Origin of the sequence: Mesorhizobium sp. M0830 (genome assembly GCF_040319965.1) — a bacterium.
Lineage (GTDB): Bacteria > Pseudomonadota > Alphaproteobacteria > Rhizobiales > Rhizobiaceae > Mesorhizobium.
Genome location: NZ_JAMYOR010000002.1, coordinates 134,470 through 157,678, shown reverse-complemented (window position 1 = coordinate 157,678; position 23,209 = coordinate 134,470). Strand labels below are relative to the sequence as shown.

The following is a 23,209-nucleotide window of genomic DNA, read 5'->3' as shown; positions in this document are numbered from 1 at the left end:
AGACTACCATGACCGAATCCGAGCGCCTGGCGGCGGTGCGGGATTACATCGCCTTTGAGATGGAGCGCCCTTACGAAAAGGGCGTCACAGATTGTGGCGGCACGGTCGATCGCTGGGTGCAGCGGATGGCTGGGGTGTCTCCGGTCTCCGCATTTGGTCGCCAACTGCGCAATGCCGTGGACGCGGCCGAATGGCTTGCCGTCCCGCAGATGTTTGCCGTGCTCATCAATCGGGCGGCTCGAGCTGGCGGGTTCAGAAAGACAATGGCGCCGATAGCTGGCGACGTCGGTCTTATCGTCAATGAAAAGGGCGTGATGTGTCCGGCCATTCATGCCGGAGACTTCTGGTTTGCGCGCCATGAGACGGGCGCCATAGCCGTGCCAATCGATAGATTTTGGAAGGCTTGGTCGGTATGAGAACTAGATACATATCGAATGGGCTTCACCAGGAAGACAGCCGGTCCATCTTTGGCCGCGCCGTGATGGGCCTTGAAAGTCTTGTCCTGCTTGCTCTGACGTCTATTGGCGCGAGCGGTGCTGCGCTTGGCATTCTCGTGCCTGCCGTTGTTGGTGCGATTCAGATCGGCGTGTCGATCGGCCTGTCATACTTGGCGAGCTCGCTATTCCGTCCCGATCCGCCAAAGCCGCAGGATATTCAAACATCGGTCAAAAACCCGGTGGCGGCCCGCGTTCGTCACTACGGTCGCGTCAAAGCGTCCGGCCCGTGGGCTTTTGTAGAGAGCAAGAACGGCGACCTTTACAAGGTAATCGCACTTGGCACGGGTCAACTCGATGCCATTGAGGAATACTGGATTGACGACAATCTGGTGACGGTGAATGGCAGCAACGTCGTCACGTCGGCACCATACAATTCTAAGGCCGAAGTTCGCGCTCGAATTGGTCTCTCAACGGAGACATCGTACACTCAGCTTACAGCACAGTTTTCGCAGTGGGATACAAGCCACCGCGGGGACGGCGTGTCGTCGTTGTTTGCAATTCAGCGCGCGGTTGGTTCCGATCAGATCTCGTCGGTTTTTCCGAATATCCTCAACACGCTTTACCGCGTGGTTGCACGAGGCTCCATCGTTTACAGCCTCGGCACAAATACGAATATCTGGTCAGACAACGCCGCAGACGTCATTCGCGATTATATCACGCACGCGGACGGCATGCGCTTGCCGGCAAGCATTGTTAATACGCCGCTTGCCGCAGCCGGGTGGCTCGCGGCCTACAATAGGTGCACAGAGAATGTAGCACTCAAGGCAGGCGGCACGGAAGATCGCTATCGCATTTGGGGATCCTATCAACTTGACGAGCGGCCAGCCGACGTCCTGTCGCGCATGACTGCGGTCTGCGATGGACGCCTTGTGCCGACGTCCGATGGCGGGCTGACGCTCGACGTTGGAACTTGGGCTGAGCCGACCGTGACGCTTGACGCGGACGCAATCACAGGCTTCTCCGAGGTCGCGCGCGGTCGCGACGTGCTTACGACGGCCAACATCATTCGCGCCACTTACATGTCTCCGTTTCATGACTACCAGTCGACGGATGCAGACCAGTGGATTGATGACATTGACGTCGCCATGCGAGGCGAAATAGCGACCGACAAGCAATTCAACATGGCGCCCTCACACGGCCAGGCGCGACGCCTTATGAAGATCGAGGCGTTTCGCGCTAATCCGTCTTGGGTGGGCGTGTTCCAGTGCAACCTTCGCGCCTTGGCTGTGTTCGGCAAACGATTTGTGCGCATCACCTATCCGCTATTCAGCATCGATGAGGTGTTCGAAATTCAGGATTTCAAGTTCGTCATTGGCGATGGTGGAATCCTGACCGGCGTATCGTTGCAGGTTCAATCTATGCCGTCGACGGCTTACGCCTGGGATGCGGCAAGCGAAGAGGGTACGGCGCCTGTTTCGGAGGTTACATCGGTCGACAAGAGTGTTCCTTTGCCATCTGGCTTTTCGTTTGGCGTCTCGCGCATCACGGTCGGCAGCCAGCAGATTCCGTACGGCGTCTTGGCGTTTACCGCATCAACGACAGATGCGCTTATCATTCAGGGCCAGTACAAGAAGGTATCGGATACCGATTGGAGCGTTGTGCCAATCAGCAAGGGCGCAACATCGGCCAATACCAGTGCGCTCTCTGATGGCACGCAATACGAGGCGCAGGTGCGCTTCGTGACCCTCACTGGACGCACGGGCGCGTGGACTGCCTCACAGACGGTAACTCCGGTCGCAGATCCGACTGCACCAGGTGTCGTTACCGGCGTGAGCAAGACTGGCGCCGCCGGTCAGGTGACGCTTAACTGGACAAGCCCGAACAGCGCAAATTACGTGGCCGCAAACATTCGCCGCAACACGGTCAACACCGAAGGTACGGCGGTTCTAGTGCGCACGGAATACGGGCCGCCATCGACCGCTGACAGCTATGTGGACGGCGGCCTAGCCGCTGGCACGTACTACTACTGGATCAAGGCGGCCAACGCCTCGAACGTTGAATCCGCGAGTGTTGCTACCGGATCGGTGGTTGTGACCTAAGCCGCTAAAGGCGGTCAAAAATCCCATACTCAAGGCTCGCCAGTGCGGGCCTTCTTTCATTTTAGGAGGCCGCTTTGGTCGATTTTGCGAACACCCTTTTCCGAGATTTTGTGACGGATGGAGTGCCTGCGTCCGGCGCTAACAAGCCAGCTAAATCAAAAATTCGCGAGTGGGGAACGTGGCTTGAGGGCGTCTTCTCGGGTGGCCCCGTTTCCACAACCGCCGATTCCATCGCCGCGTTAAAGGCTGTTGACTCCGCCACATTCAAGAAAGTCTCTCTGATAGCCGGAGGTCGCTCCGGAGATTTCGTTTGGACGCTTGGCAATTTCTCCGCGCAGGTTGCGGCCGACACGCTGAACGGCATCTACGTCAAAGCCGATGCTGTCGCAGCCACGGTTGGCGCATGGGTTCGTATCTACGACGGCGAAGTGTTGCCCGAATGGTTCGGCGCGGTAGGAGACGCGGCAACCAATGATAGTGCCGCAATCGCTGCTGCACTGGCTATGGGTTTGCCAATACTGCTAACCAAACTATTTGCCGTTGCCAGTGCCATCACGTTGACCAACAAGGCAGTCAGCATACGCGGCATTGGGCAGGGCAAGTCCGGGCTGCTAGATACAGGTGTCGCCATCAATACCTACGTGTTGTCAATCACGAATGATGACTACACTTATCCGGTCGCATTCCATGATTTCTCGCTTCTGACGAGCCAAGCGACGGTGTCGTATGGCATTTATGTCAAGTTCGGTGTCGTTGATGGCGAGTTTAATCGTTCGCCTAGCCGTTTTAATGCCAAAAATGTCGAGGTCAGAGGGAGTACGTTTGACGGCGTGGGCCGTCAGACGACCGGGTTCAAAAAGGGCATCACCCTTGTCAACATAATGAGACCTGTTTGTGAGAACGTCATCATATGGGGACAGGGTGGGGACGCGTTTGCTCTGACGGCTCAGGCGACCAACACAGTGATGACAACCGGGTGGGATCTACAGTCGGACTACGACGCAGTTGATCCATTCAAACGTGCATCTCCAACAGACCCAGTCTTCCGTGACTGCCACGTCTATTCTGCCGATATGGCATGGAAGGTTCGCGGGCACTACGAGGGGCTTATATTTGATCACTGCGTTGCCGTTCTAGTCAATTTCGGGTTCAATCTCGCCGGAGACACGCCTACCGGTGTTGGCGGAACGCAGTTTCCGTGGGTTTGCTTCAATAACTGTCACGCCAACGTCTTTTATGACGGGTTTGTCATTCAAGACTACTTTGATGTCGTGCTCAACAGCCCGCAGATACACAAGTGGGGATATGCTCCCGCTGGATTTGTCTCTACGGCGGTTAAATTTATCAACTGCCCGAGAGTGTCTTGTAACGATGCTACGGTCTTTAACCTGACGACTAGCCTGACGCCGGAGGAATTCGACGGGTTTTATGTCCACAATTGCCTTGGCGGCGTGATCCACAAGCCGCTCTTCTCGGGCGTAACCAAGTGCGTCAACATCGACGGCACTTCCGCCGATATCAAATATACACGAGGTCTGGTTCGGGACGTTCCGGCGTTTGCTCCGACCCCTGTCGAGTTTACCGACACGTCATCTGGCGGTGGCAATATCAACCTCAGTCTTGATGTACAGGCTGTGGCTAACTGGCTTGCTGATCCGACCAGTGCCAAGTTACGCGCGGCACTGACCGATGAAGTCGGAACCGGAGCGGCGTACTTTGTAGGTGGCGCACTTGGAACTCCCGCATCGGCCACACTGACCAATGCCACTGGCCTTCCGGTTTCTACCGGTGTCAGTGGCCTCGGAACGGGCATCGCTACATTCCTTGCCACGCCCTCCAGCGCGAACCTACGTTCGGCTATCACTGATGAAGCGGGCAACGGTGCGCTGCTGTTCGAAGAGGTCGGCACCTTCACGCCTCTGATCATTGGCAGCACGTCGGCAGGCGCCGGAACCTATGGCGGGCAATTCGGCCGCTACGCCAAGTTCGGAACGACGTACCAATATTGGGCGACGGTCGTTTGGAGCGCCCACACTGGAACCGGCAACCTTCGGCTTGGCACGTTGCCCGCAGCCTGCGGCAACTACGTCGCGGCCGCCTCGGTCTGCTACTCGAACCTGACCTACACCAGCCAGGTTACGGCCGAAGTCGTGAACGCGACGACGTATCTGGAGTTCTTCCAGGCAGCGAGCAACGCTGCGCGCGCAAACATCGCAATCGAGGTCGCCGCACAGCTTGATGTCAGCGGCTCTTACAGCACCCTCTAACGGAAAGCCCGACGATGAAAACCACAACGCTGGAATATCTGACGCTCTGCATGGATGGCCATGTAATCGTGCAATTCATGAAAAGGCTTGCCGACCCTGACACAGGGCAGGAGGCTTTTCGCGAGCCACATCGGGGCGTCGTTCCTCCGCTGATGTCGGTCGAAGAGGCTCTTGCGCAGATCAACGCCAACCTGGTCAAAGACCTGCGCTACCCACCCCTATCGGATGTCGACATCAAAACTGTCATTGCGCAAGCCGAGGCATGGCACCGGGTTCCTGCCGTCGCCGCGACTATCGCAAACGCCAAAAAGGCGGCACTAGCGCCTGACTAGCTGCGCACCGTCCCGGTCATCGAAATATTGAAGGCCATGTCGTCATTGGCGGTCTTGGATAGTTCGCGAAGGTAGGGCTTCGCCTCAAGGACATAGTGTGGGTCTGAGAAGGAGAGGAATTCCTTGATGGTCATATTTTCGAACTCCCCCTTGTTCTGCTCAGGCAGGCCATCCCGGAAATTCCTTGCCATCCAGTAGAGCGAATAGGTCGCATGCCCGAAGACGGAGGCGCCGGTCTTCTCCACCTCAACATAGGGGAACAGGTTGGCCAGCCCTTCAAGGGTCATGTTGTAATAGTGGTTCGGGTAGCCGTGCCTAACGGCCATGAAGGCTGTGTCAATGTGGATGGTACCACCGGGTTTCATCACGCGCTTGATCTCTTTCGCGACATCCCATGGGCGCATCACATGCTCGAATACGGCAATCGAAAACAGACAATCGATTGACTGATCCTTGAAGGGGAGTGTTTCGCCGAACGATCGGACATCCGTCGTAATGAAATTGCCGAGTTCAAGATTGATGATGTCATGGAAATATTCGGGACGTAGACCGGCACCTAGATCGACAATGACGCCACCACGATGCCTGTTGACGACCTCGAAAATGTTGGGATTGTAGCCCCAAGCTGAGATCGGGACATCCTCGGCGAACTGGTCGCCAACCGTGTCCAGAGCGAAGGTGCGAGGATTGGTTAAGATGCCTGGCAGGAACGCATCCTTGAAACGATCAAGCTTCGACCGCTTGATATCTGCAATGATGTCGATGTCGTTGAAAAACATCTTGCGATTTTGCGTGTGGCCGATTTTGGTAAATTGGTCCAACCCACTAGCATACTGGCCGGTAGCAATGGCGTTTCGAATGTCGGGATTTATGGCGAGGTAGGCCTTTTCGTTGAAGCGATCAGTCGTCGCCGGCTCCACAAGCTTTGTATATGCCCATGGACCAGCGGACATTTTGGCTCGGTCGTGTTCGACAAGGGTCACCGCAGGCGTCGGAGCCTCCTTTGTAGCTTCTTCGAGTGTGCGATGCGCAGCACGCAAGACATTGCGCGCCCCGGAGTTGAGTGGGTCGAATACATCTGCGGGTTGCGTCACGACCTTACTCCGTAAATTGGTAATGGGATGTTGACTACCTCTCAGAGCACCAAATCGCAACCTGAAAAATCGCCACTCCAAATTGTTTGGCTGAGTGCAATGACCACCCTCGGCAATATCTCTCGCCTTCTAAACCGCATGACGGGCGGCAGCAAGGGTCAAACGCTATGCGCCTGCCCGATCCACGGCTAGCCCACTAAGGAAAACCATATGAAACTTATTCCCGACGTCGAGCGGGTGCTTAAGCGCGCCTGGTCGCTGCGGCTTATCGAGCTCGCCGCGCTTACAGACATCATTCTGAATACCGTTCCGGCCATGGACTTTCTGCCGTGGTGGGCGACGCTTGCGCTGCTTGGTGGTGCATGGGCGGCACGCCTTCTGTGGCAGCCCGACGAGGAGGCATAATGCCAATCCATAAGATTGTCGCGACAAAGCGCGGCAAGGCGGCCATTGCCGCCGTGCTTATTGCGGCCGCAAGCGGCTGGAGCGCCTACACCCCTAGCCATCCTGAGATTGCGCCCGTCGCTATACACCATGTGGCGGCCGTCTCCCCGTCTGTCACCATTCGGGCGTCGATCGACAAGGGCTACGTGCCGCCGGCTGTCAAATTGGCCGTCGAATACCTGATCATGCCGTGGGAGGGGCTGCGCACCACAGCATACCTTGACAGGCTTCCGAAGCATCCAGTCTGGACCGTCTGCTACGGCGAGACGCTCAACGTCAAGAAGGGCATGAAGTTCACGCCGGCCGAGTGCGAAGCCAAACTGATCCAACGAGTGATCTTCGACTATTACCTGCCACTGGTCGACCGCGTGCCGGGCTACCCAGGTGCGCCGATCTCTCTGCAGGCTTCGATGATCTCTGGTGCCTACAACTACGGCGTCCAGCGCCAGGTCGATTCCACGACAGCGGAGCGGGTGGGCCAGCATCGCTACCACGACGCCTGCCTTGCACAGACCGCATTCAACAAGGCTGGCGGCGTAAGGCTCGATGGCCTGGTGAATCGTCGCGAGAATGGTGACGCTCATCGTATGGGCGAGGCCGAGCTCTGCGTGTCGGGGTTGCCATCATGAAGTGGCTGGACGCACTGACGGGCGGCTACGCCTCGCTCATCCTGTACGGCCTGGCCGCCTTGGCCGTCGTGGCCGTGCTTGGCTACACCTATCACGCCGGCTACAGCAGCGCGGACGCGGCATGGTCGCTCAAGTACGAGCAGCGCGAGGTGGCCATCAAGGCGGCCACCAATGCCGAGGTATCTCGCATTAGCCAGGCCAACGCGCAGGCCAAGGCAATCGAGGCCAAGCGCCTCGACGAACTCGCGGCCGACAACGCCGCTCTGGAACAGCAGATCAAGGAAAAATCGGATGAAGCGGACGCTGATCCTGATCGCGATCGGCCTGCTTTGTCTAACGACAGCCGGCTGCGCATCGACGCAATCCATTAATGTCTCAGTGCCGCCACCGCAACTAGACGAGCCGGATCGCGCATTGGTCAAAGACTGCCTCAGACCGGTACGCATAGTGCAGGATGGAGTTGTCGTGCAGCGTACCGTCGAGCGGCTATGGATCTCGGATCGCAAGGCGCTCATCACGTGCGGCAAGCGGTTCAAGGCCCTTCGTGACTTCTACCACGATCGCGATGCAGCCATCCGGCATGCGGAGGGCGCAAAGAAGTGACGGCTGAGCAGATAATGACTGCGACCGGCTTTATCGTGATGTTGCTCGGTGCCGTGTCGGCCGCATTCTGGCGAATGTGGGGGCTGATCAAAGATGCGGGCGAGAAGGGCGAGGAGGCGCAACGCAGCCTGGCCGCTCACAAGCTGCACGCGGCCGAGACATTCGCCACCAAGGCCGGAATGCAGGAACAGACTGCGCAACTGCTTCGCGCTATCGAGGGCGTTGGCAACCGCATCGACGGATTGCACGAGCGCCTCGATCGCGCATTTGAGCGCACGCCAGCACGGCGGGTTTCGTAATTTAACACCTAACTTTCGCCCCGCTTGGCTTCGGCCAGGCGGGGTTTTGTGTTTAATGCGGCTGGAGACCCTGTGACGAAAGCGAGGTACGCTCCGAGCGTTAACGAGGCAACTTGCCGGCGATGAATATTCTATTTAGATGACGATTGGAACACTTGACACATCTTGTCTTTTTTGTGGAAAACCTAATATAAGCTTCTCCTGATAAGCGCCGGAGTTTTTCTCGATCGGTCGGCGCCTCATGGCCGCAGCAGCCACATCGAATGCCGAGGACCCACCATTCCGGTATGTCCTCGAAGCGGATTTCCCAATAGGATTTGCTGTAGACGATCTCGGTTAGTTCCATGCGTGCGGGCATAGCATGGATAGGACTAAATTCCCAATTTATCAGAGCGTTTCTTTAAGTCCTTGGCTGTTTTTTGTTTCGAAGGCTTTTCGTGCGGCTTAGGCGGCGTCTTCAGCATCCGCTGCACGGTCTCGTTGAAGCGCTTCTCGTCAGTCTTGGCATCTTTCCGACTTCATGCCGCCGCGTCCTTGTCCGGTTTGCCGAGAGCTATCAGAACAGGGTTATGGGCGGTCGCATCATTGTCAAGGATCGTGCGTCCGTTCGCCTTCATGTCTTTAACGATCTCATATACCGTTAGCGCGCTCGACCTGAACAGCATGTCCGCGCCTATCTCATCTAAAGTGTCGCGCGGGTGCATCAATGGATTGCGATCTAAATTGCGCATCCTATCGATCATTTGAACGACCTTCAGCGCTGGCTTTTTATCTCCGTCACCTTCTGCTAGCGCTTTGGCGGCGTTCACGTAATCATTCCAGGAATGCAATTTCTTGGTGACGCCGAATGCGCGAAGGTAAGCATCGATGACCAGTTCTAGGCCGCGAAGGGCATGGAACCCGCTTGCCGTAGCAAGACCGAACGCCAAGCATCGGCCAGCATCGTCAAACTCAATTGCAGCTTCGAATGGTATGCTCGCTCTCGTCTCCGCAGGTAATGTCTTTGAAGCGGATGAAACGAGATCTGAAGTTTTATAAAGCGAAATTTGGCCAACGGAATATACATCAACCTCAGAACACTCCGCTGCAAAGACGCTTTTAAATGCATCCATCTTGGCTCGTATCGCACTTAGCTGCCAGCTTGAAAAATCGGTATTGAAACCGGCTGTCGAAAACGATGGCGGCGAGTTTGCATCCATCACGTTTGTAGCGATCCACTCTTGTATGATTGATGACAAGTCGCGCGCCACTGTCTTGCTGGTCGAGAACCCGTTGTCGTCACGAATGAAATTGTCCAACAAGTTTGGAAGGCCGGAAATAGCAACCCAGACCATTCCACCCTTTATGGTGCCTTCAAATGTAATTTGGTTTTTTCCCGAGTGGAGGTACTCGGCTAGTTCAAAGTACTCAAGCAAGTTGACGCGCTTCACCCTACCGCACCCCGTTTGGTTTGCGGCTTTATAGCACCTGTCTCCGATTCTTAAAAACGTGCCGGCCTGTCCCGGCTTTTCTATCGAATCACACATGCTTTGTCACGTATATAATTAGGACTAAATTCCTAGTATACGATTTAGCCAAAATGCGTGGAACTGAATCGAGTGCTGCGGCTTGATTCGCGTTGTTGGAGCCGAGTGTATGCAGAGTGTTGCCGCCAAGGGCAGGCTCAAGTTCATACCGCCGCAGTTGCCGCGCCTAGTAGAGGAGCCGCCAGTTAGCGACGACTGGATCCACGAAATCAAATACGACGGCTATCGTACGCAGGTCATTATCGATTGGGACGGGGCTCGCGCATACACAAAGACCGGCATCGACTGGACGTCGCGCTACTGGCCGATAGTGGCAGCGGCAGAGACGCTCGGCGCGCGTGATGCGATAATTGACGGCGAGGTGATTGCGCCAACGGCTGACGGCTCGCCAGACTTCCATGCGCTGCGCTCGGCTATGGCATGGAATGCGGAGCGACTGGCGTTCGTCGCCTTCGACTTGCTGCATCTCAACGGCAAAGACCTGCGGCCGCTTCCCGCCGTCGAGCGCCGCGCGATGCTATGGGATCTCGTCAAGCCGGCGACCGGCGCAATACAATTCAGCCAGCACGTCGATGGTGGCGGGGCCGAGTTCTTCAAAGGCGTCGAGCGCCTGGGCCTCGAGGGCATGGTTTCAAAGCGCCGCGGTGCGCCCTACAGGAGCGGCGAGTCGGACGCATGGCTGAAGATCAAGTGCTATGAGTTTTCGGAACTGGAACTGCTAGGCGTCAAGCGCGTGCCAGGCAAACCGCCCATGGCGCTAATGGGGCAGGGCGGCAAGTATGCTGGGTCAGCCTTTATCACGCTGCCGAAGGACATCCGCGAGCGCCTCTGGAAACGTGTCCAGGCCGGCCGCAAGGCGCCGGCAGGCACTCCAAAGGCAATGGCCGGAGTTGAATGGCTCAAGCCGGGCATAAAGGCGCGCGTCAAACACCTGCGCGGCGAGGCCAAGCTGCGGCATGCGTCGGTCAAAGGGATTGTCGAGGATTGATATCGTAGGGCAATTGCTGCCTCCAAAACGTAAGCGCAGCCAAAACAGCTAGTTTTCCAGCTTCATGCAGTAGAGCTGGACCTCATCGCGAAAATCGTCGATCGCTCTCTGTTTGTTCTCTTCTGTATTAAAGCGAGGCTTGCCGTAAGCCATCATAATGATTGCGCGGAAGCCATCCTTGCCTGATGCATATTGGGGGTTGTTAGCGACTCCGAGCACCTTCTGTAGCGCAATACCGTTCTGTCGCGCTTTCATGACGGACTCTGCAGCGCCAGCCATCTGTGCGCACGCCTCGTCTGTGGACATCGCTAAGACCGGATGGGCCGTCATGCCCGCGCAAAGAGTAACCGCAACGACATGTTGGAATCTGCTCAACTCGACATCCCCCGATAACCCCTGCCTTTAGCGATCTATATCTGGAGCGCCAGTTAAGCGAAACAATATGGCGCTGTAAGGAAGGCGTAGCAGTATCTTCCCGTCACGTGCGACTGCCGCAGCTGTTATTCCTCGGCAGAGTAGCGAAACGCCACCTTGCTCGCGTTGGCAAATTGCATCCGGGCTATCAATGAAGTTCGTATTTATACCAGATACGATAACCGTGACGCCGTCCGGAATAGCTCCAATGGGCTGAATGACGATAATGCGAATGCCGCTGAACCAGACGAGGAGCGCGCATCCCGCTACGATAGCAGCGGTCGTAATAGCCGCTCTTTTCACTGGCCGCATCCGATCATCGTACCCAGTGGCGTAATCGTGCATTCGTTGCCTTCGCTGTCGACAGTATGAGACCCCGCCGAATCTGACCAGGATTGGATCGAATAGGAGTTTCCTTCGCTGTCACTGCTGGTTACCTCATTGCCGCCTCCCGGCAATTGACGGCTCTCGGTATCGAGCGAATAGTCATTTCCTTCCGTATCATAGGATCGGGCATGGATATCGCCATTTGGGTCAACATAAGAATCCGAGCAAACTTGGTATTCCGCTTCGCCGTAGCATTCGGCTCGCGCGGCAAAGGTTGTGGCAGCGAACGCGACAGCAAACGCGACAAGAAATTTCATAAACATTCTTTCTGCTATAATTGTACGGTTGGGCCTTTGCGCAACCACCTTATGTCCGAGCCGACGCGAATTCATGCCGGCAGAAGCGGCATATCTTGGCATCAGCCAGCACCTCTTCAGCGCACTGGGGGCAACTTTTAATTCGACGGGTGGAAGTTGGAGGCGCGCCGATCGTCCGTGTTTCGGGATCATAGTAGGTGTTACCGGGCCGCCCTTTCAGGGAGGGGAGGCACGCTATTAAGATAATCCCAAATATCCCGATCAGCGCGCCAATCAGAAACCAACCAAAACCACTTCGCCCCTTAGACGAAGCGATTGCTGCCGTGACCCCGGCGCATATCAGCCAAAAAATAACGAATTCCATTGATGCCCCCCCACACAACTTTGCAACAACTATCAATGGCGCGCAAGTATCATAGCGGGCGAGTAAACGGCAAATCCTTTGTTCTCGCTATTCGGTCGACGTCATGGTGCGATCGCGGGAGGCACGCTGACAAACCGCACAACTGAAATGTGTGGCCAGTTTACCGTCAGTGGCCCTTGGGAAGTCTCGACCCAGAGGAAATCGTCCCCGCCATGTACGTATCGGTATCCCTCATGATCAGCAAACCAAGCACCGGGCTTGGGCAATCTGATTCCAGAAATGCATTGAACGTCGAAGAATCTTCCGGACCGCATTAGCATCTCTTGATAAAGGCCTTGCGCCTTTCGAAGCGCCTCGACGCCCTGTTTCTGTGTAACGCTTGCAATGAAACCGCTAATCAACGACAGCGTTGCTGCTTCGGCGGCCAACGTCACACTGGGCGAGCCAAATACGCCGACCATGCCGCCGGAAGGCCCCAGCGCCTTTGCGGCTTGAGCTTGAAGGGTGGCAATTTCTGTTACCTTCGCTGCATCATATAGTTTGATCCTGTCCACATGGATCCATGTGCCAGATGACAGCATGATCCTCATTGCGCCAACATCCTCCGCATCCTGGATTGCGGCGGTAGGCTCTGCGGGCGTAACTATTCTTTGGTTGATCGCGGTTCGAAGTTTAGCAAAATCGTCGCCAGCTTTCGGACGGAAGAAGATTGTCCCAAGCATTCCGTTAATCATTGTCTCACGAGCGCATATTTGAAGGTGCCCATCCGAGAATACAGCGGCAGAGCGGAAGCGCGTTTCTGAGATGTCGGCGAGCGGCACGCTTAGCTGTGGCTTGCCGGTTTTCGAGATAAGGATTCGATGTTCGAAAAGTTCTATTGATCCGTCGACGCCTTCGGCGATCATCACGTGCCCCTCCCATTCCCATGTCAGCAACATGCTCCGCGGTCGGGCACAAGTCGAGTTGCTGCCGGCGAATAAACGTTCTACGTTGCGATTGGCGCGCCGGTTCGGGCGTGCTGGTTTCGGCGGACCGACTTAGGCGCTCCAAAGTCAAAGCGCGTTCCTGGCGTTGTAACCAGGGCGCGCTTTTTTATTTAGTATGAGCGGGCGGCCAGGTTCTAGATTTTCGCTTCCGCCATTGCCCCAATCTTTCCTCGCCGTCCGGCTTTGCCATTGCGATACCGGCCGTAATGCCGAAGTATGCTGCATAAAACTGCTTTACCAACGCCACCGGTCGAGCTTTGTGCAGCGGATCGATGCTCGGAAAGCCGCTTTTCTCCAACGTCGGCATGATGGCTTCCCGCCAGAAATCTGCCCGTGCTCTGCCAACGATCGCCGTTGCGATCTCGAGGTCAGTTGCGAAGAGCGGCAAGCGATCGAGTGCTGCGTTGGTGACGGTGCGGGGTTCGGGTATCATTTCGCATCCCTGCTCAGCCTGGCAATACGCTCATCACGCAGACGCAACTTGCGCTCCTCCGTCCAGTACGCCGGGTCGCGATTGTTGACGTCGAGCGGTTCGGCATCCGCTGCCGCGCGTAAAGCCGACTTTGCTTCCAAGGCGGCGCCCCGCTTGGCTACCCGAGCATCAAGTTTCGCACGTGTCGCCTGGCGCTTTGCTTCAAGCCGTCGCTCACGCTCGGCTGTCTCGCGTTCCTTGCGCAGGCGTCGCTTTTCGTCGATTTTTCGTTGGTCTTTACGAAGAAGGTCCTTGTAGGAAGCATCCGCTGTATAGAAAGCGATCGCGCTGGCGGTAGGGCGCTTGGTGGCAGTGGCCGGAGCCCGCATAATCTGCCAGATGTCGAGCAAATCTTGCTCTGAAAACAGCGCGTTTCTCCCGTCCAGTGAGCAGCACCCATATCGCTTGCCGAGCGTGATCACGCGCCGCCGCGTCATCTTGAGCCGGCTCGCAGCTTCTTTTGCGGTGTGGATCGTTCCTAGAAGGGTCGGCGATGGAATATCTGACATTTCGGGAGGAATTCCACAAAGCCACCGTGGAGTCAAACGCTTGTTTTAATTTGGTAAATTGGTGAAACCGGTAGGCGCTAGGCTTAGTGCGACCTTCGATTTCCTTCGTTGCCGTACCAGGTCTCCATGGGCGATTTGGGATCGATATGCCGACCGATCGACTTCAGATACGCTACGATCTCAAGCAGCAAAAAATCACGATCTCCGAACTCTTCCCCGACCCTCTCAAGCTCATCCTCTGCTGCGTCCTGCTCCTCGAATTCGCCGAGGACGTACATGTCATCCCCGATAGCGCATATATCGCAGCCGGCCTTGATAACCCGGTCGACAAAAGCTGGGATATCACTGGCATTCATCAGCCGTTGCGTGCGGGCCATTTGCAAATCCTCCTTGCTGGCGTTTGGCTGGAAACTGCCAGAGCTCCGCCCACTGTGACAACCTGTGGAGTTGCACACGTTGCCGCCCGCTCTACGTCCGCAACCTGACGCCCGTGCCATTGATGAACTCCACGCCGGCCGCCTCGAGGGCCATACGGATGGCCGCAAGGTTGTTGGCGATTGGCCGACGCTTGCCACCCTCGAATTCTGCGATCGTTGCCCGGGCGACCCCTGCAGCTTCCGACAACTTTCCCTGAGACCAGTTCAAAAGCCCCCTGGCGGCCCGAGATTGCTCAGAAGAGATTGACATTTTGCATAACCCTATACAATCCGCTTGACACAACGCCTTGCCTTGTTCATTTTGAATAACATCAGATGATTTGAAACGCAACGAGGAGCCTAGAATGAATGCGATGACGGTTAATGTGGAAGCGGCGAGCATGCCACTGTTTGCCTTGCGGCAGTGTGTGAGCGACGGTGAGTGGACTGGACATGTCATCGCCGGCCCATGCGGTCGAGGGCTGTACGTTGTAGAGCGCCTCTATGATGACGAGGCGAGATTTGCGATCGTGCACGCCAGCCGCCTCGCTCCCGCGGCCCTGACAGCCGACGATGAATACCTCACCGGCGATATGTTGCTGGCAGCCTGATGCTTCCACACTGTTGGAAATGACAAAACCCCGCCTTGTGCGGGGTTTTGTGTTGCCGGGTGTGGCGGCGAATTTGGGCGCGAGGCCCGACACAGCTCTTGGAGGGACACGATGCTTCGCCGCCACCAGGCTCAACCCTCTCGCGGGCGGCAGGTTCCGTGGTTGCGGAATGAGAGCCCGCCATTGGTGCGTGTCTTTGTTGCGCGGTCCAAAAGCGGGGAGAAAAAGAGGGGAAGGCCGTCTGCGTCTTCTACAAAGCATAACGAAAACAACGCACTAGACACGCAAAATGGCTCCCCGGGCCGGATTCGAACCAGCGACCAACCGGTTAACAGCCGGTTGCTCTACCACTGAGCTACCGGGGAACGGAGGCTCTTATGCGAGTTGCGCAGCGTATAGCTGCCCTTTTCGGCTTTGCAAAGAAGCAATTCGCATTTTTCCGAGGCTTTTTCGCACAGGCGTTTCTCGCAATCGTCGAGAGATGCCCTCATATTAGCAGTCTTGGCAGGGACACCGAACCGAAAGCGCGGCCGCGCTTGGGTTCGCTGATGCTTCTGAACGATCAAAACGGGTCAATCTTTCGAGACGATGACAGCACAAGATAACCACATGCCGGCGCGCAAAATCTCAGTTTTCGGGCGCGAGTTCAAAATGCCGCGCTCGCGCGGGCTCAGAATCACCATCGGTGTCCTGCTGACCATCGGCGGCATCCTCGGGTTCCTGCCGATCCTCGGTTTCTGGATGGTTCCGCTCGGATTGCTAGTGCTTTCCTATGAGTTCGCCATGGTGCGGCGCCACCGCCGACGCTTTGTCGTCTGGTGGGAACGGCGGCGCCGGCCGGATTGACATGGCGTGGGCACGCCTCAGCGCGACGACCGTTCTCTCTCCAAAACTTTTTGCAGAACCTTCCGGACACTATCCCGCACCGCGCTCAGGACAAGGGCTGGCCGAGCATTCTTGTCTATCATCTCCATTGCCTGGCGCATGGCCTTGTCTCCGTCCGTGCTCAACGCGTGAACCGTTGAAGGCTATGCTTAAGAATCATCTAATGTAGCTGTGGGCTTGGGGCCTGACGATTTGACAGGGTCTGCCCGGATCGGCGCATAGGGAAACCGTTCGGAATGCACGGTGGCCGCTTGACGGCATTTTCGCCGCAACCTATTGGAACCGGGTGGAACGCCGGGAGCAACGAGGCCTCGTGGCGGAGTGGTTACGCAGAGGACTGCAAATCCTTGCACCCCGGTTCGATTCCGGGCGAGGCCTCCAACGCCCGGGCCCCCGCGCAGCAAGCGTAGGGGGCCTGAAGTTCTTGACGTAATGAACCGCGGTTCTGGCGCGGCAAGCGGATTGGTTCGAACATGAGCGCTGATTTCTCCGAGCTTCGCGTCAAGATGGTCGATGGCCAGGTTCGCACCACCGATGTGACCAGCGCGCCGCTGCTCGAGGCCATGCTCGTCGTGCCACGAGAGGCTTTTGTTGGCGCCGCCCAGCGCGATCTCGCTTACATCGACGAGGACATCCGCATTGCCACTGGCGCGGACGGCGCGCGCTACCTGATGGAACCCTCGCCGCTGGCCAAGCTCATCCAACTGGCTGAGATCAAGTCGACCGACTCGGCGCTCGATGTCGGCTGCGGCACGGGTTACGCTTCGGCTATCCTGTCGCGGCTGGCCAGGTCCGTGGTGGCGCTCGAAAGCGATTCGGCGCTGGCGGAAACCGCCAGAACGACGCTATCGTCGCTTGGCTGCAGCAATGTGACGGTTGTGCAGGGGGCGTTGCCACAAGGGCATGCCGCCCAGGCGCCTTATGACGTCATCTTCGTCGGCGGCAGCGTCGCGGAAGTCCCAGTGCCGCTGCTCGACCAGCTTGCCGAAGGCGGCCGACTCGTCGCCGTTGAAGGTCAAGGTAATTCCGGCCTGGCCCGACTTTTTTTTAAGGCCGGGGGGGTTGTAACCGGAAGACGCGCGTTTAATGCGGCAATTAAGCCACTACCGGGATTCGAACGTATTCATGCTTTCGAGTTTTGAATGATTTTGCCTTGCAGCAGAGGCATTGTCATGGTCGCTTGCATTTGAACAATCGTTGCTATCCGCAAACTGGGGGCACTTTGGGGCTGAGCAGCAGGGAACATCGAACACGCGGCGGCGGCTGATCACGATGAGAAGCCGGTGCGGCGCAGTTCCCATGGAAAACGAATGAGGGTTTAACCGTGCCGTCTGTACGAAAGTCACTTTTCACCGCCGTCCTCGTTTCGGCGACCATGCTGTCCCCACTTGCCGCTTCGGCGGAAACCATCTCAGGCGCGCTCGCAAAGGCCTATCAGTACAATTCTTCACTGAATTCGGCCCGCGCCGGCGTTCGCATTACCGATGAGAGCGTCGCCATCGCCAAATCGGGCTGGCGTCCGACCATCAACGGCTCGGCGACAATCGACTACTCCAGCAGCCATCTCACCGGTGCGGATCGGAGCGTACGGCTGACCACCGGCAATTTTGGTGTCCAGATCAATCAGACGCTGTTCGACGGCTTTCAGACCAGGAACAATGTCGCTGCCGCCGAATCACAGGTTCGCGCTTCGGTCGAAAGCCTGCGCAACACCGAAGAGAACACCCTGTTCAGCGCCGCCCAGGCGTATATGAATGTGATTCGCGACCGCCAGATCGCCGTGCTGACCGAGCAGAACCTGCAATTCCTCACCGAAACGGCGCGCGCGGCGCGTTCGCGTTTCGAGGTTGGTGAAGGCACGCGTACCGACGTCGCGCAGGCCGATGCTTCACGGGCTGCCGCCGTGGCATCGCTGAGCGCCGCCCGGGCCCAGGCACTGGCGAGTGCCGCGAGCTATCGCCAGATCGTCGGCGACGAACCGGGCAAGCTCAAAGGCGCTTCCCCGGTGGCAAAGCTGTTGCCGTCGAGCCTGGCTGCCGCCATCGGGGTGGCCTCGAACGAGCACCCGGCCATCCTTGCCACACAGCATTTGGTCGACGCAGCTTCGTTTTCGGTGAAGTCGGCCGAAGGCGCGCTGCTGCCGCAGCTGTCGGCTTCCGCCGGCGTATCGAGCGCCTATCGCAACACTGTGCCGGGCTTCCTCTCGACGCAGGATGGCACCACCAATTCGGCCAGCGTCGGCGCAACGCTGACCATCCCGATCTATTCCGGTGGCCGCACCTCGGCGATTGTGCGCCAGGACAAGGAATCGCTCAGCCGGGCCCGCATCGAGGTCGATGTCAGCCGCGACCAAGTGCGCCAGGCCGTCACCGCCGCCTGGACCGAGTACACCGCCGCGCAGCAGCAGCTGACGGCCAACAGGCAAGTGATCGAGGCCGCGAAGCTGGCGTTGAACGGCGTCATCGAAGAACGCAATGTCGGCCAGCGCACCACGCTCGATGTCCTCAACGCACAGGCTACGGTCATCACCGCCGAGATCAACCAGGCGAGTTATGAGCATGATGTGGTGGTGGCGAGCTATGCCATCCTGCAGGCGACCGGCCGCCTGTCCGTCGACCGCCTCGGCCTGCAGGTGACGAAATACAAGCCTGAAGAGCACTACAACGCCGTCAAGGACAAGTGGATCGGCCTGCGCACGCCGGACGGCCGCTGAGGGCGCCCGGTCCGGTTTTTTCCGTCTCGCCGTTTGAGCAGAATTGCTTGCTCCGCTCCTCCTGGGCTTGAGATCGCGCTAATCTGTTGAAATCCCACAAGTCCCCAGATTGGGGATTCTCGTGCGGCGATCCGTCGGCTACGCTGTGGCCATGATTCGATCCGGCCTTGCCGGAGCGGAAATCCACAGAGGTCACAAAGGCGGCGGATGTGACGATGGCAACGGCAAGCAGCGCACAGCGCGAACCTTCCATGGAAGAGATCCTGGCTTCCATCAGGCGAATCATCGAGGACAGCGACGGCGGCCGCAAGCAGCCGGGCGACGCCGATGAGTTGCGCCAGGATCTGGAGCCGGCGTCGAGCGGCGATGCTGCCCCCGACGTCGAGGCATTCCGTGCCGACCTGCATGCAGCTCCCGAGGTCAGGAAGCCCGTGACGCTGGCGGAAGTCCAGGCGCAGCCGCCGGCGGCCGAGCCGGTGATTGCGCGTATGGAAACGCCGATTCGCGCCGATCCGGCTCCGGCGAAGCCATCGATGACACTTGCCGAGGTCAGCGCCCGGGTTGCCGCCGAGCCGGCCGCGGTCGACGCGCCGGCACCGCGTCCCGTCACTGCCCCCGTTGCCGATTGGCGGCGCGAGATCGCCGCGGTTGGTGAGCAGGCCAAAATGGTGTCGGACAGGGCCGAGGCACGCAAGCCGGTTGCCCAGCCGCCGGCCGACGATTCAAGGGACGAACCGAGCGCGAAGGCGATCTCCGAGACGCCTCGTCCAGACGCGGCACGGCCAACGCCAGTTAGTGACGCGGCGCGTCCGGGGATCGTTTCCGAGCATACGGGCCGGCAGGTTGCCGCCGCTTTTGGCGAGCTTTCCGACGCGTTTGCCAGCCGCAGCAAAAAGACATTCGACGAGATGGCCGAAGAGATGCTGCGCCCGATGCTGCAGGATTGGCTCGACAACAATCTGCCGACGCTGGTCGAAAGGCTGGTGCGCGAAGAGATCGAGCGCGTGGCGCGCGGCGCGCAGTAGTATCCGTATCGATTGCCAAAAAGAGACGGCGCCTTCGGGGCGCCGTTTCTTTGGGGAGCTCAGTTTGTATTGGTAGCGAGGCAGACAGGGTCGCCGCCGGATTCACTTACCATAATGGACCGTGTTCGAGATCTTCTACGTCCGCCGGTCGGATTGCAGAAAACCCTATCGGACGCCAAGGGCGAAGCTCTGCGCCAGATGCGGGCATGCCGTGCGTTGAAATGAACAAGGCCGCGCCTATCTGCCTGTGAATGCCGCGACAGCCCTTGCGGTTGACTTGGCCAAAACCTTCCGATTTACACCGGACCAGCAAAACTCCCGACAGCGCGGACCATTTTCCCATGCTTGAAAAGACCTACGACGCCAAAACCGTCGAGCCGAAGATCGCCAAAGTCTGGGAAGAGGCCGACGCGTTTCGCGCCGGTGCCGGGGCCGAGGAGGGGGCGGAGGCCTTCACGATCGTCATCCCGCCGCCGAACGTCACCGGTTCGCTGCATATGGGGCACGCGCTTAACAACACGCTGCAGGACATATTGGTGCGCTTCGAGCGAATGCGCGGCAAGAACGTCTTGTGGCAGCCGGGCATGGACCATGCCGGCATCGCCACACAGATGGTGGTCGAGCGCCAGCTTATGGAAAAGCAGATCCACCGCCGCGACCTGACCCGCGAGCAGTTCATCGAGAAAGTGTGGGAGTGGAAGGCCGAATCCGGTGGCGCGATCTTCAACCAGCTGAAGCGGCTCGGCGCCTCCGCCGACTGGTCACGCGAACGCTTCACCATGGACGAGGGCCTGTCCAAGGCAGTGCTCGAAGTGTTCGTCACGCTCTACAAGGAAGGCCTGATCTACAAGGACAAGCGTCTTGTGAACTGGGACCCGAAGCTGCTGACCGCGATCTCTGATCTCGAGGTCGAGCAGCAGGAGGTCAACGGCAATCTCTGGCATTTCCGCTACCCCATAGAGGGCCACGCCTTCGATCCGGAAAACCCAAAAACCTTCATCACCGTGGCGACGACGCGCCCCGAGACGATGCTGGGCGATACGGCCGTTGCCGTGCACCCCGACGATGAGCGTTTCCGGCACCTGCTCGGCAAGAAAATCGTTCTGCCGATCGTCGGCCGCAAGATTCCCGTGGTGGCGGATGAATATTCCGACCCTGAGAAGGGCTCCGGGGCGGTCAAGATCACGCCGGCGCACGACTTCAACGACTTCGAGGTCGGCAAGCGTCACAAGCTGCCGGCGATCAATATCCTGACCACCGCGGCGACGGTAAGCCTCAAGGACAATGAGGATTTTCTTGCCGGTCTCGAGGTGACGCCGGAGCGCCAGGCGGTCTGGGATGAACTCGATGGGCTCGACCGCTTCGTCGCGCGCAAGAAGATAGTCGAGCTGATGGAAGAGGGTGGCTTCCTCGAAAAGGTCGAGCCGCATCGCCACGCCGTACCGCATGGCGACCGCGGCGGCGTGCCGATCGAGCCGTTCCTGACCGAGCAATGGTATGCCAACGCGGCGGAGCTGGCCAAACCGGCGATCGCATCGGTGCGCGAGGGCCGCACGAACTTCGTGCCGAAGAACTGGGAGAAGACCTATTTCGACTGGATGGAGAACATCCAGCCCTGGTGCATCTCGCGCCAGCTCTGGTGGGGCCACCAGATCCCGGCCTGGTACGGGCCGGACGGACGGGTCTTCGTCGAGAAGACTGAGGAAGAGGCGCTCGGCGCGGCGATCGAATATTATCTGGCGCTAGAAGGGCCGTGGAAGGCCTGGGTCGAGGACAAGCTCGAGAATTTCCAGCCAGGCGAGATCCTGACCCGCGACGAGGATGTGCTCGACACCTGGTTCTCGTCGGCGCTGTGGCCGTTCTCGACCTTGGGATGGCCGGACGAGACGCCCGAGCTGAGCACCTACTACCAGACCGACGTGCTGGTGACCGGCTTCGACATCATCTTCTTCTGGGTCGCCCGCATGATGATGATGGGCCTGCACTTCATGGATGAGGAGCCTTTCCACACCGTCTATGTCCATGCGCTGGTCCGCGACAAGAACGGGCAGAAGATGTCGAAGTCGAAAGGCAACGTCATCGACCCGCTCGACCTCATCGACGAATACGGCGCCGATGCCCTGCGCTTCACCCTGACAGTGATGGCGGCCCAAGGCCGCGACGTGAAGCTCGACCCGGCGCGCATCGCCGGCTATCGCAATTTCGGCACCAAGCTGTGGAATGCGACGCGTTTTGCCGAGATGAACGAGGTTGCGCGCGATGACGATTTCTGGCTGAACGACGCCAAGCTGGCGGTCAACCGCTGGATCCTGACCGAGCTGACGCGCGCCGCGCGCGAGATCACCGATGGCATCACCTCATACCGCTTCAACGAGGCGGCGGGTGCCGCCTACCGCTTCGTCTGGAACCTGTTCTGCGACTGGTACCTGGAACTGCTGAAGCCGGTGTTCATGGGCACTGACGAGGCGGCCAAGGCCGAAAGCCGCGCATGCGTCGCTTTCGTGCTGGACGAGATCTATAAGCTGCTGCATCCGATGATGCCGTTCATGACCGAGGAGCTGTGGGCGCAGACTGCAGGCGAAGGCAAGGAACGCGCGTCGCTGCTGTGCCATGCCGCATGGCCATCGCCGGACTTCGAAGACGCGGATGCTGCCGCCGACATCAACTGGCTGGTCGACCTCGTTTCAGGCATCCGCTCCGTGCGCTCGGAAATGAACGTGCCGCCGGCTGCCATTGCACCGCTGGTGGTGGTCGGTGCCAACGATGTGACGCGCGAACGGCTTGTCCGCGAGGATTCGGCGATCAGGCGGCTGGCACGCGTCGGCGACATCTCGCTGGCCGATGTCGCACCAAAGGGCTCGGCGCAGATCGTGCTCAACGAGGCGACGATCTGCCTGCCGCTCGGCAGCCTGATCGATCTTGTCGCGGAGGCGGCACGGCTGCGGAAGGAATTGGCCAAGGTGACCGAGGAAATCGCGCGCCTGCACAAGAAGCTGTCGAACGAAAGGTTCGTCGCCAGCGCGCCGGCAGAGATCGTCGAGGCCGAGCGCGAAAAGCTGGCCGAATACCGCGACGCACAGGAGAAGCTTTCGGTCGCGTTGACCAGGGTTCGCGACGCCGGTTGAGGGCGGGATTCGTGAGATTTTAGCGCCCTCTAAAACGACAGTTTCTTGCCGCGAAAATAGACATTCCGTTGCGTTAATGTTGACGTAAACGGAAGTTTTAGCCCCATTGTTGCCATAATGTAACAATGGGGCCGGATACCCCGTAAAATGCCCTTTTCTTGGGCCATTTTGGAGAAGTTTCCCCGATTTTGTTGGTTCATTTGCACCCAAATGCCGTGTTTTCGGTGTTGCGGGAGAGTCGGAATTTTGCGGAAAACGCACTCTGATCAACTGTACGTGTACGCTTCTTGAATTCGTTGTTGCACCGTTAACCTGAATTGGTTCTAG

25 protein-coding genes and 2 tRNA genes are annotated in these 23,209 nt (G+C 58.3%); 17 read left to right on the top strand and 10 right to left on the bottom strand.

The genetic code is table 11. The features are described 5' to 3' along the window. Window positions 1-8 precede the first annotated feature (8 nt). The 4 genes from NKI20_RS02205 to NKI20_RS02190 all read left to right on the top strand — a co-directional run bounded on the left by NKI20_RS02205 (window position 9) and on the right by NKI20_RS02190 (window position 5,135). The gene (locus tag NKI20_RS02205; RefSeq protein ID WP_352827932.1) at window positions 9-416 is read left to right on the top strand and encodes a DUF6950 family protein; all 408 of its coding nucleotides are present in this window, start codon (window positions 9-11) and stop codon (window positions 414-416) included. Continuing rightward, a complete protein-coding gene (locus NKI20_RS02200) occupies window positions 413-2,536 on the top strand; it encodes a phage tail protein (protein WP_352827931.1) in 2,124 nt (707 codons plus the stop codon). The genes NKI20_RS02205 and NKI20_RS02200 overlap by 4 nt, the downstream gene beginning before the upstream one ends. Before the next feature lie 74 nt (window positions 2,537-2,610). Beyond that, window positions 2,611-4,803: a hypothetical protein gene (locus NKI20_RS02195; RefSeq protein ID WP_352827928.1), complete on the top strand. Its 2,193-nt coding sequence runs from the start codon at window positions 2,611-2,613 to the stop codon at window positions 4,801-4,803. 14 nt (window positions 4,804-4,817) lie between these two features. Next, complete coding sequence (locus tag NKI20_RS02190) at window positions 4,818-5,135, top strand: hypothetical protein (protein WP_352827923.1); 318 nt, start codon at window positions 4,818-4,820, stop codon at window positions 5,133-5,135. Here NKI20_RS02190 and NKI20_RS02185 read toward each other — a convergent pair. Further along, complete coding sequence (locus NKI20_RS02185) at window positions 5,132-6,229, bottom strand: class I SAM-dependent methyltransferase (protein WP_352827920.1); 1,098 nt, start codon at window positions 6,227-6,229, stop codon at window positions 5,132-5,134. The two genes, NKI20_RS02190 and NKI20_RS02185, sit on opposite strands and share 4 nt — an antisense overlap. A 210-nt stretch (window positions 6,230-6,439) precedes the next feature. Between NKI20_RS02185 and NKI20_RS02180 the strand changes: the two genes are divergently transcribed. The 5 genes from NKI20_RS02180 to NKI20_RS02160 are packed head-to-tail and all read left to right on the top strand — an operon-like array spanning window position 6,440 to window position 8,204. Continuing rightward, window positions 6,440-6,634 (top strand): hypothetical protein, encoded by a 195-nt coding sequence (locus tag NKI20_RS02180; protein WP_352827917.1) that lies wholly within the window; start codon window positions 6,440-6,442, stop codon window positions 6,632-6,634. After that, entirely contained in the window at window positions 6,634-7,302 is a 669-nt protein-coding gene (locus NKI20_RS02175) for a lysozyme (RefSeq protein WP_352827915.1), read from the top strand. Before NKI20_RS02180 ends, NKI20_RS02175 begins: the two co-directional genes overlap by 1 nt. Next, entirely contained in the window at window positions 7,299-7,673 is a 375-nt protein-coding gene (locus NKI20_RS02170) for a hypothetical protein (RefSeq protein WP_352827913.1), read from the top strand. Before NKI20_RS02175 ends, NKI20_RS02170 begins: the two co-directional genes overlap by 4 nt. After that, entirely contained in the window at window positions 7,594-7,905 is a 312-nt protein-coding gene (locus NKI20_RS02165) for a dehydrogenase (RefSeq protein ID WP_352827911.1), read from the top strand. Before NKI20_RS02170 ends, NKI20_RS02165 begins: the two co-directional genes overlap by 80 nt. A gap of 14 nt (window positions 7,906-7,919) precedes the next feature. Then, a complete protein-coding gene (locus tag NKI20_RS02160; RefSeq protein WP_352827909.1) occupies window positions 7,920-8,204 on the top strand; it encodes a hypothetical protein in 285 nt (94 codons plus the stop codon). A 518-nt stretch (window positions 8,205-8,722) separates the two neighbouring features. Here NKI20_RS02160 and NKI20_RS02155 read toward each other — a convergent pair. Continuing rightward, entirely contained in the window at window positions 8,723-9,634 is a 912-nt protein-coding gene (locus NKI20_RS02155) for a hypothetical protein (RefSeq protein WP_352827907.1), read from the bottom strand. A 205-nt stretch (window positions 9,635-9,839) separates the two neighbouring features. On the opposite strand from NKI20_RS02155, the gene NKI20_RS02150 reads away from it, so the two are divergent. Continuing rightward, window positions 9,840-10,718, top strand: a complete 879-nt coding sequence (locus NKI20_RS02150) for an ATP-dependent DNA ligase (protein WP_352827906.1) — start codon at window positions 9,840-9,842, stop codon at window positions 10,716-10,718. A 48-nt stretch (window positions 10,719-10,766) separates the two neighbouring features. Here the strand turns inward: NKI20_RS02150 and NKI20_RS02145 are convergent, their stop codons facing one another. The 7 genes from NKI20_RS02145 to NKI20_RS02110 all read right to left on the bottom strand — a co-directional run bounded on the left by NKI20_RS02145 (window position 10,767) and on the right by NKI20_RS02110 (window position 14,794). Continuing rightward, entirely contained in the window at window positions 10,767-11,093 is a 327-nt protein-coding gene (locus tag NKI20_RS02145) for a hypothetical protein (RefSeq protein ID WP_352827904.1), read from the bottom strand. Window positions 11,094-11,431: 338 nt separating this feature from the next. Beyond that, window positions 11,432-11,776 (bottom strand): hypothetical protein, encoded by a 345-nt coding sequence (locus NKI20_RS02140; RefSeq protein ID WP_352827901.1) that lies wholly within the window; start codon window positions 11,774-11,776, stop codon window positions 11,432-11,434. Between the two features lie 465 nt (window positions 11,777-12,241). After that, window positions 12,242-13,048 (bottom strand): hypothetical protein, encoded by an 807-nt coding sequence (locus NKI20_RS02130; protein WP_352827895.1) that lies wholly within the window; start codon window positions 13,046-13,048, stop codon window positions 12,242-12,244. Between the two features lie 184 nt (window positions 13,049-13,232). Continuing rightward, window positions 13,233-13,559 (bottom strand): hypothetical protein, encoded by a 327-nt coding sequence (locus tag NKI20_RS02125; RefSeq protein ID WP_352827894.1) that lies wholly within the window; start codon window positions 13,557-13,559, stop codon window positions 13,233-13,235. Then, entirely contained in the window at window positions 13,556-14,107 is a 552-nt protein-coding gene (locus tag NKI20_RS02120) for a hypothetical protein (RefSeq protein ID WP_352827893.1), read from the bottom strand. The genes NKI20_RS02125 and NKI20_RS02120 overlap by 4 nt, the downstream gene beginning before the upstream one ends. A gap of 83 nt (window positions 14,108-14,190) precedes the next feature. Next, window positions 14,191-14,484 carry a Y4lK-related protein gene (locus tag NKI20_RS02115; protein ID WP_352827890.1) on the bottom strand — a complete coding sequence of 98 codons (294 nt, stop codon included), beginning with the start codon at window positions 14,482-14,484 and terminating at the stop codon, window positions 14,191-14,193. Window positions 14,485-14,575: 91 nt separating this feature from the next. After that, window positions 14,576-14,794: a helix-turn-helix domain-containing protein gene (locus tag NKI20_RS02110; RefSeq protein ID WP_352828085.1), complete on the bottom strand. Its 219-nt coding sequence runs from the start codon at window positions 14,792-14,794 to the stop codon at window positions 14,576-14,578. 94 nt (window positions 14,795-14,888) lie between these two features. Here NKI20_RS02110 and NKI20_RS02105 point away from each other — a divergent pair, with 94 nt between their 5' ends. Then, on the top strand, window positions 14,889-15,134 hold the full coding sequence (locus NKI20_RS02105; protein ID WP_352827889.1) for a hypothetical protein: 246 nt from the start codon (window positions 14,889-14,891) through the stop codon (window positions 15,132-15,134). A gap of 290 nt (window positions 15,135-15,424) precedes the next feature. Here NKI20_RS02105 and NKI20_RS02100 read toward each other — a convergent pair. Then, window positions 15,425-15,499 (bottom strand) — tRNA-Asn (locus NKI20_RS02100). Window positions 15,500-15,722: 223 nt separating this feature from the next. On the opposite strand from NKI20_RS02100, the gene NKI20_RS02095 reads away from it, so the two are divergent. The 6 genes from NKI20_RS02095 to NKI20_RS02070 all read left to right on the top strand — a co-directional run bounded on the left by NKI20_RS02095 (window position 15,723) and on the right by NKI20_RS02070 (window position 22,882). Beyond that, a complete protein-coding gene (locus NKI20_RS02095; RefSeq protein ID WP_023757639.1) occupies window positions 15,723-15,980 on the top strand; it encodes a hypothetical protein in 258 nt (85 codons plus the stop codon). A 346-nt stretch (window positions 15,981-16,326) separates the two neighbouring features. After that, a tRNA-Cys gene (locus NKI20_RS02090) sits at window positions 16,327-16,400 on the top strand. 92 nt (window positions 16,401-16,492) lie between these two features. Next, window positions 16,493-17,161 carry a protein-L-isoaspartate O-methyltransferase family protein gene (locus NKI20_RS02085; RefSeq protein WP_352827886.1) on the top strand — a complete coding sequence of 223 codons (669 nt, stop codon included), beginning with the start codon at window positions 16,493-16,495 and terminating at the stop codon, window positions 17,159-17,161. Window positions 17,162-17,343: 182 nt separating this feature from the next. Further along, a complete protein-coding gene (locus NKI20_RS02080; RefSeq protein WP_352827884.1) occupies window positions 17,344-18,732 on the top strand; it encodes a TolC family outer membrane protein in 1,389 nt (462 codons plus the stop codon). A 215-nt stretch (window positions 18,733-18,947) separates the two neighbouring features. Next, the gene (locus NKI20_RS02075) at window positions 18,948-19,757 is read left to right on the top strand and encodes a DUF2497 domain-containing protein (RefSeq protein ID WP_352827881.1); all 810 of its coding nucleotides are present in this window, start codon (window positions 18,948-18,950) and stop codon (window positions 19,755-19,757) included. A gap of 341 nt (window positions 19,758-20,098) precedes the next feature. Further along, a complete protein-coding gene (locus tag NKI20_RS02070) occupies window positions 20,099-22,882 on the top strand; it encodes a valine--tRNA ligase (protein ID WP_352827878.1) in 2,784 nt (927 codons plus the stop codon). Window positions 22,883-23,209: the final 327 nt, after the last annotated feature.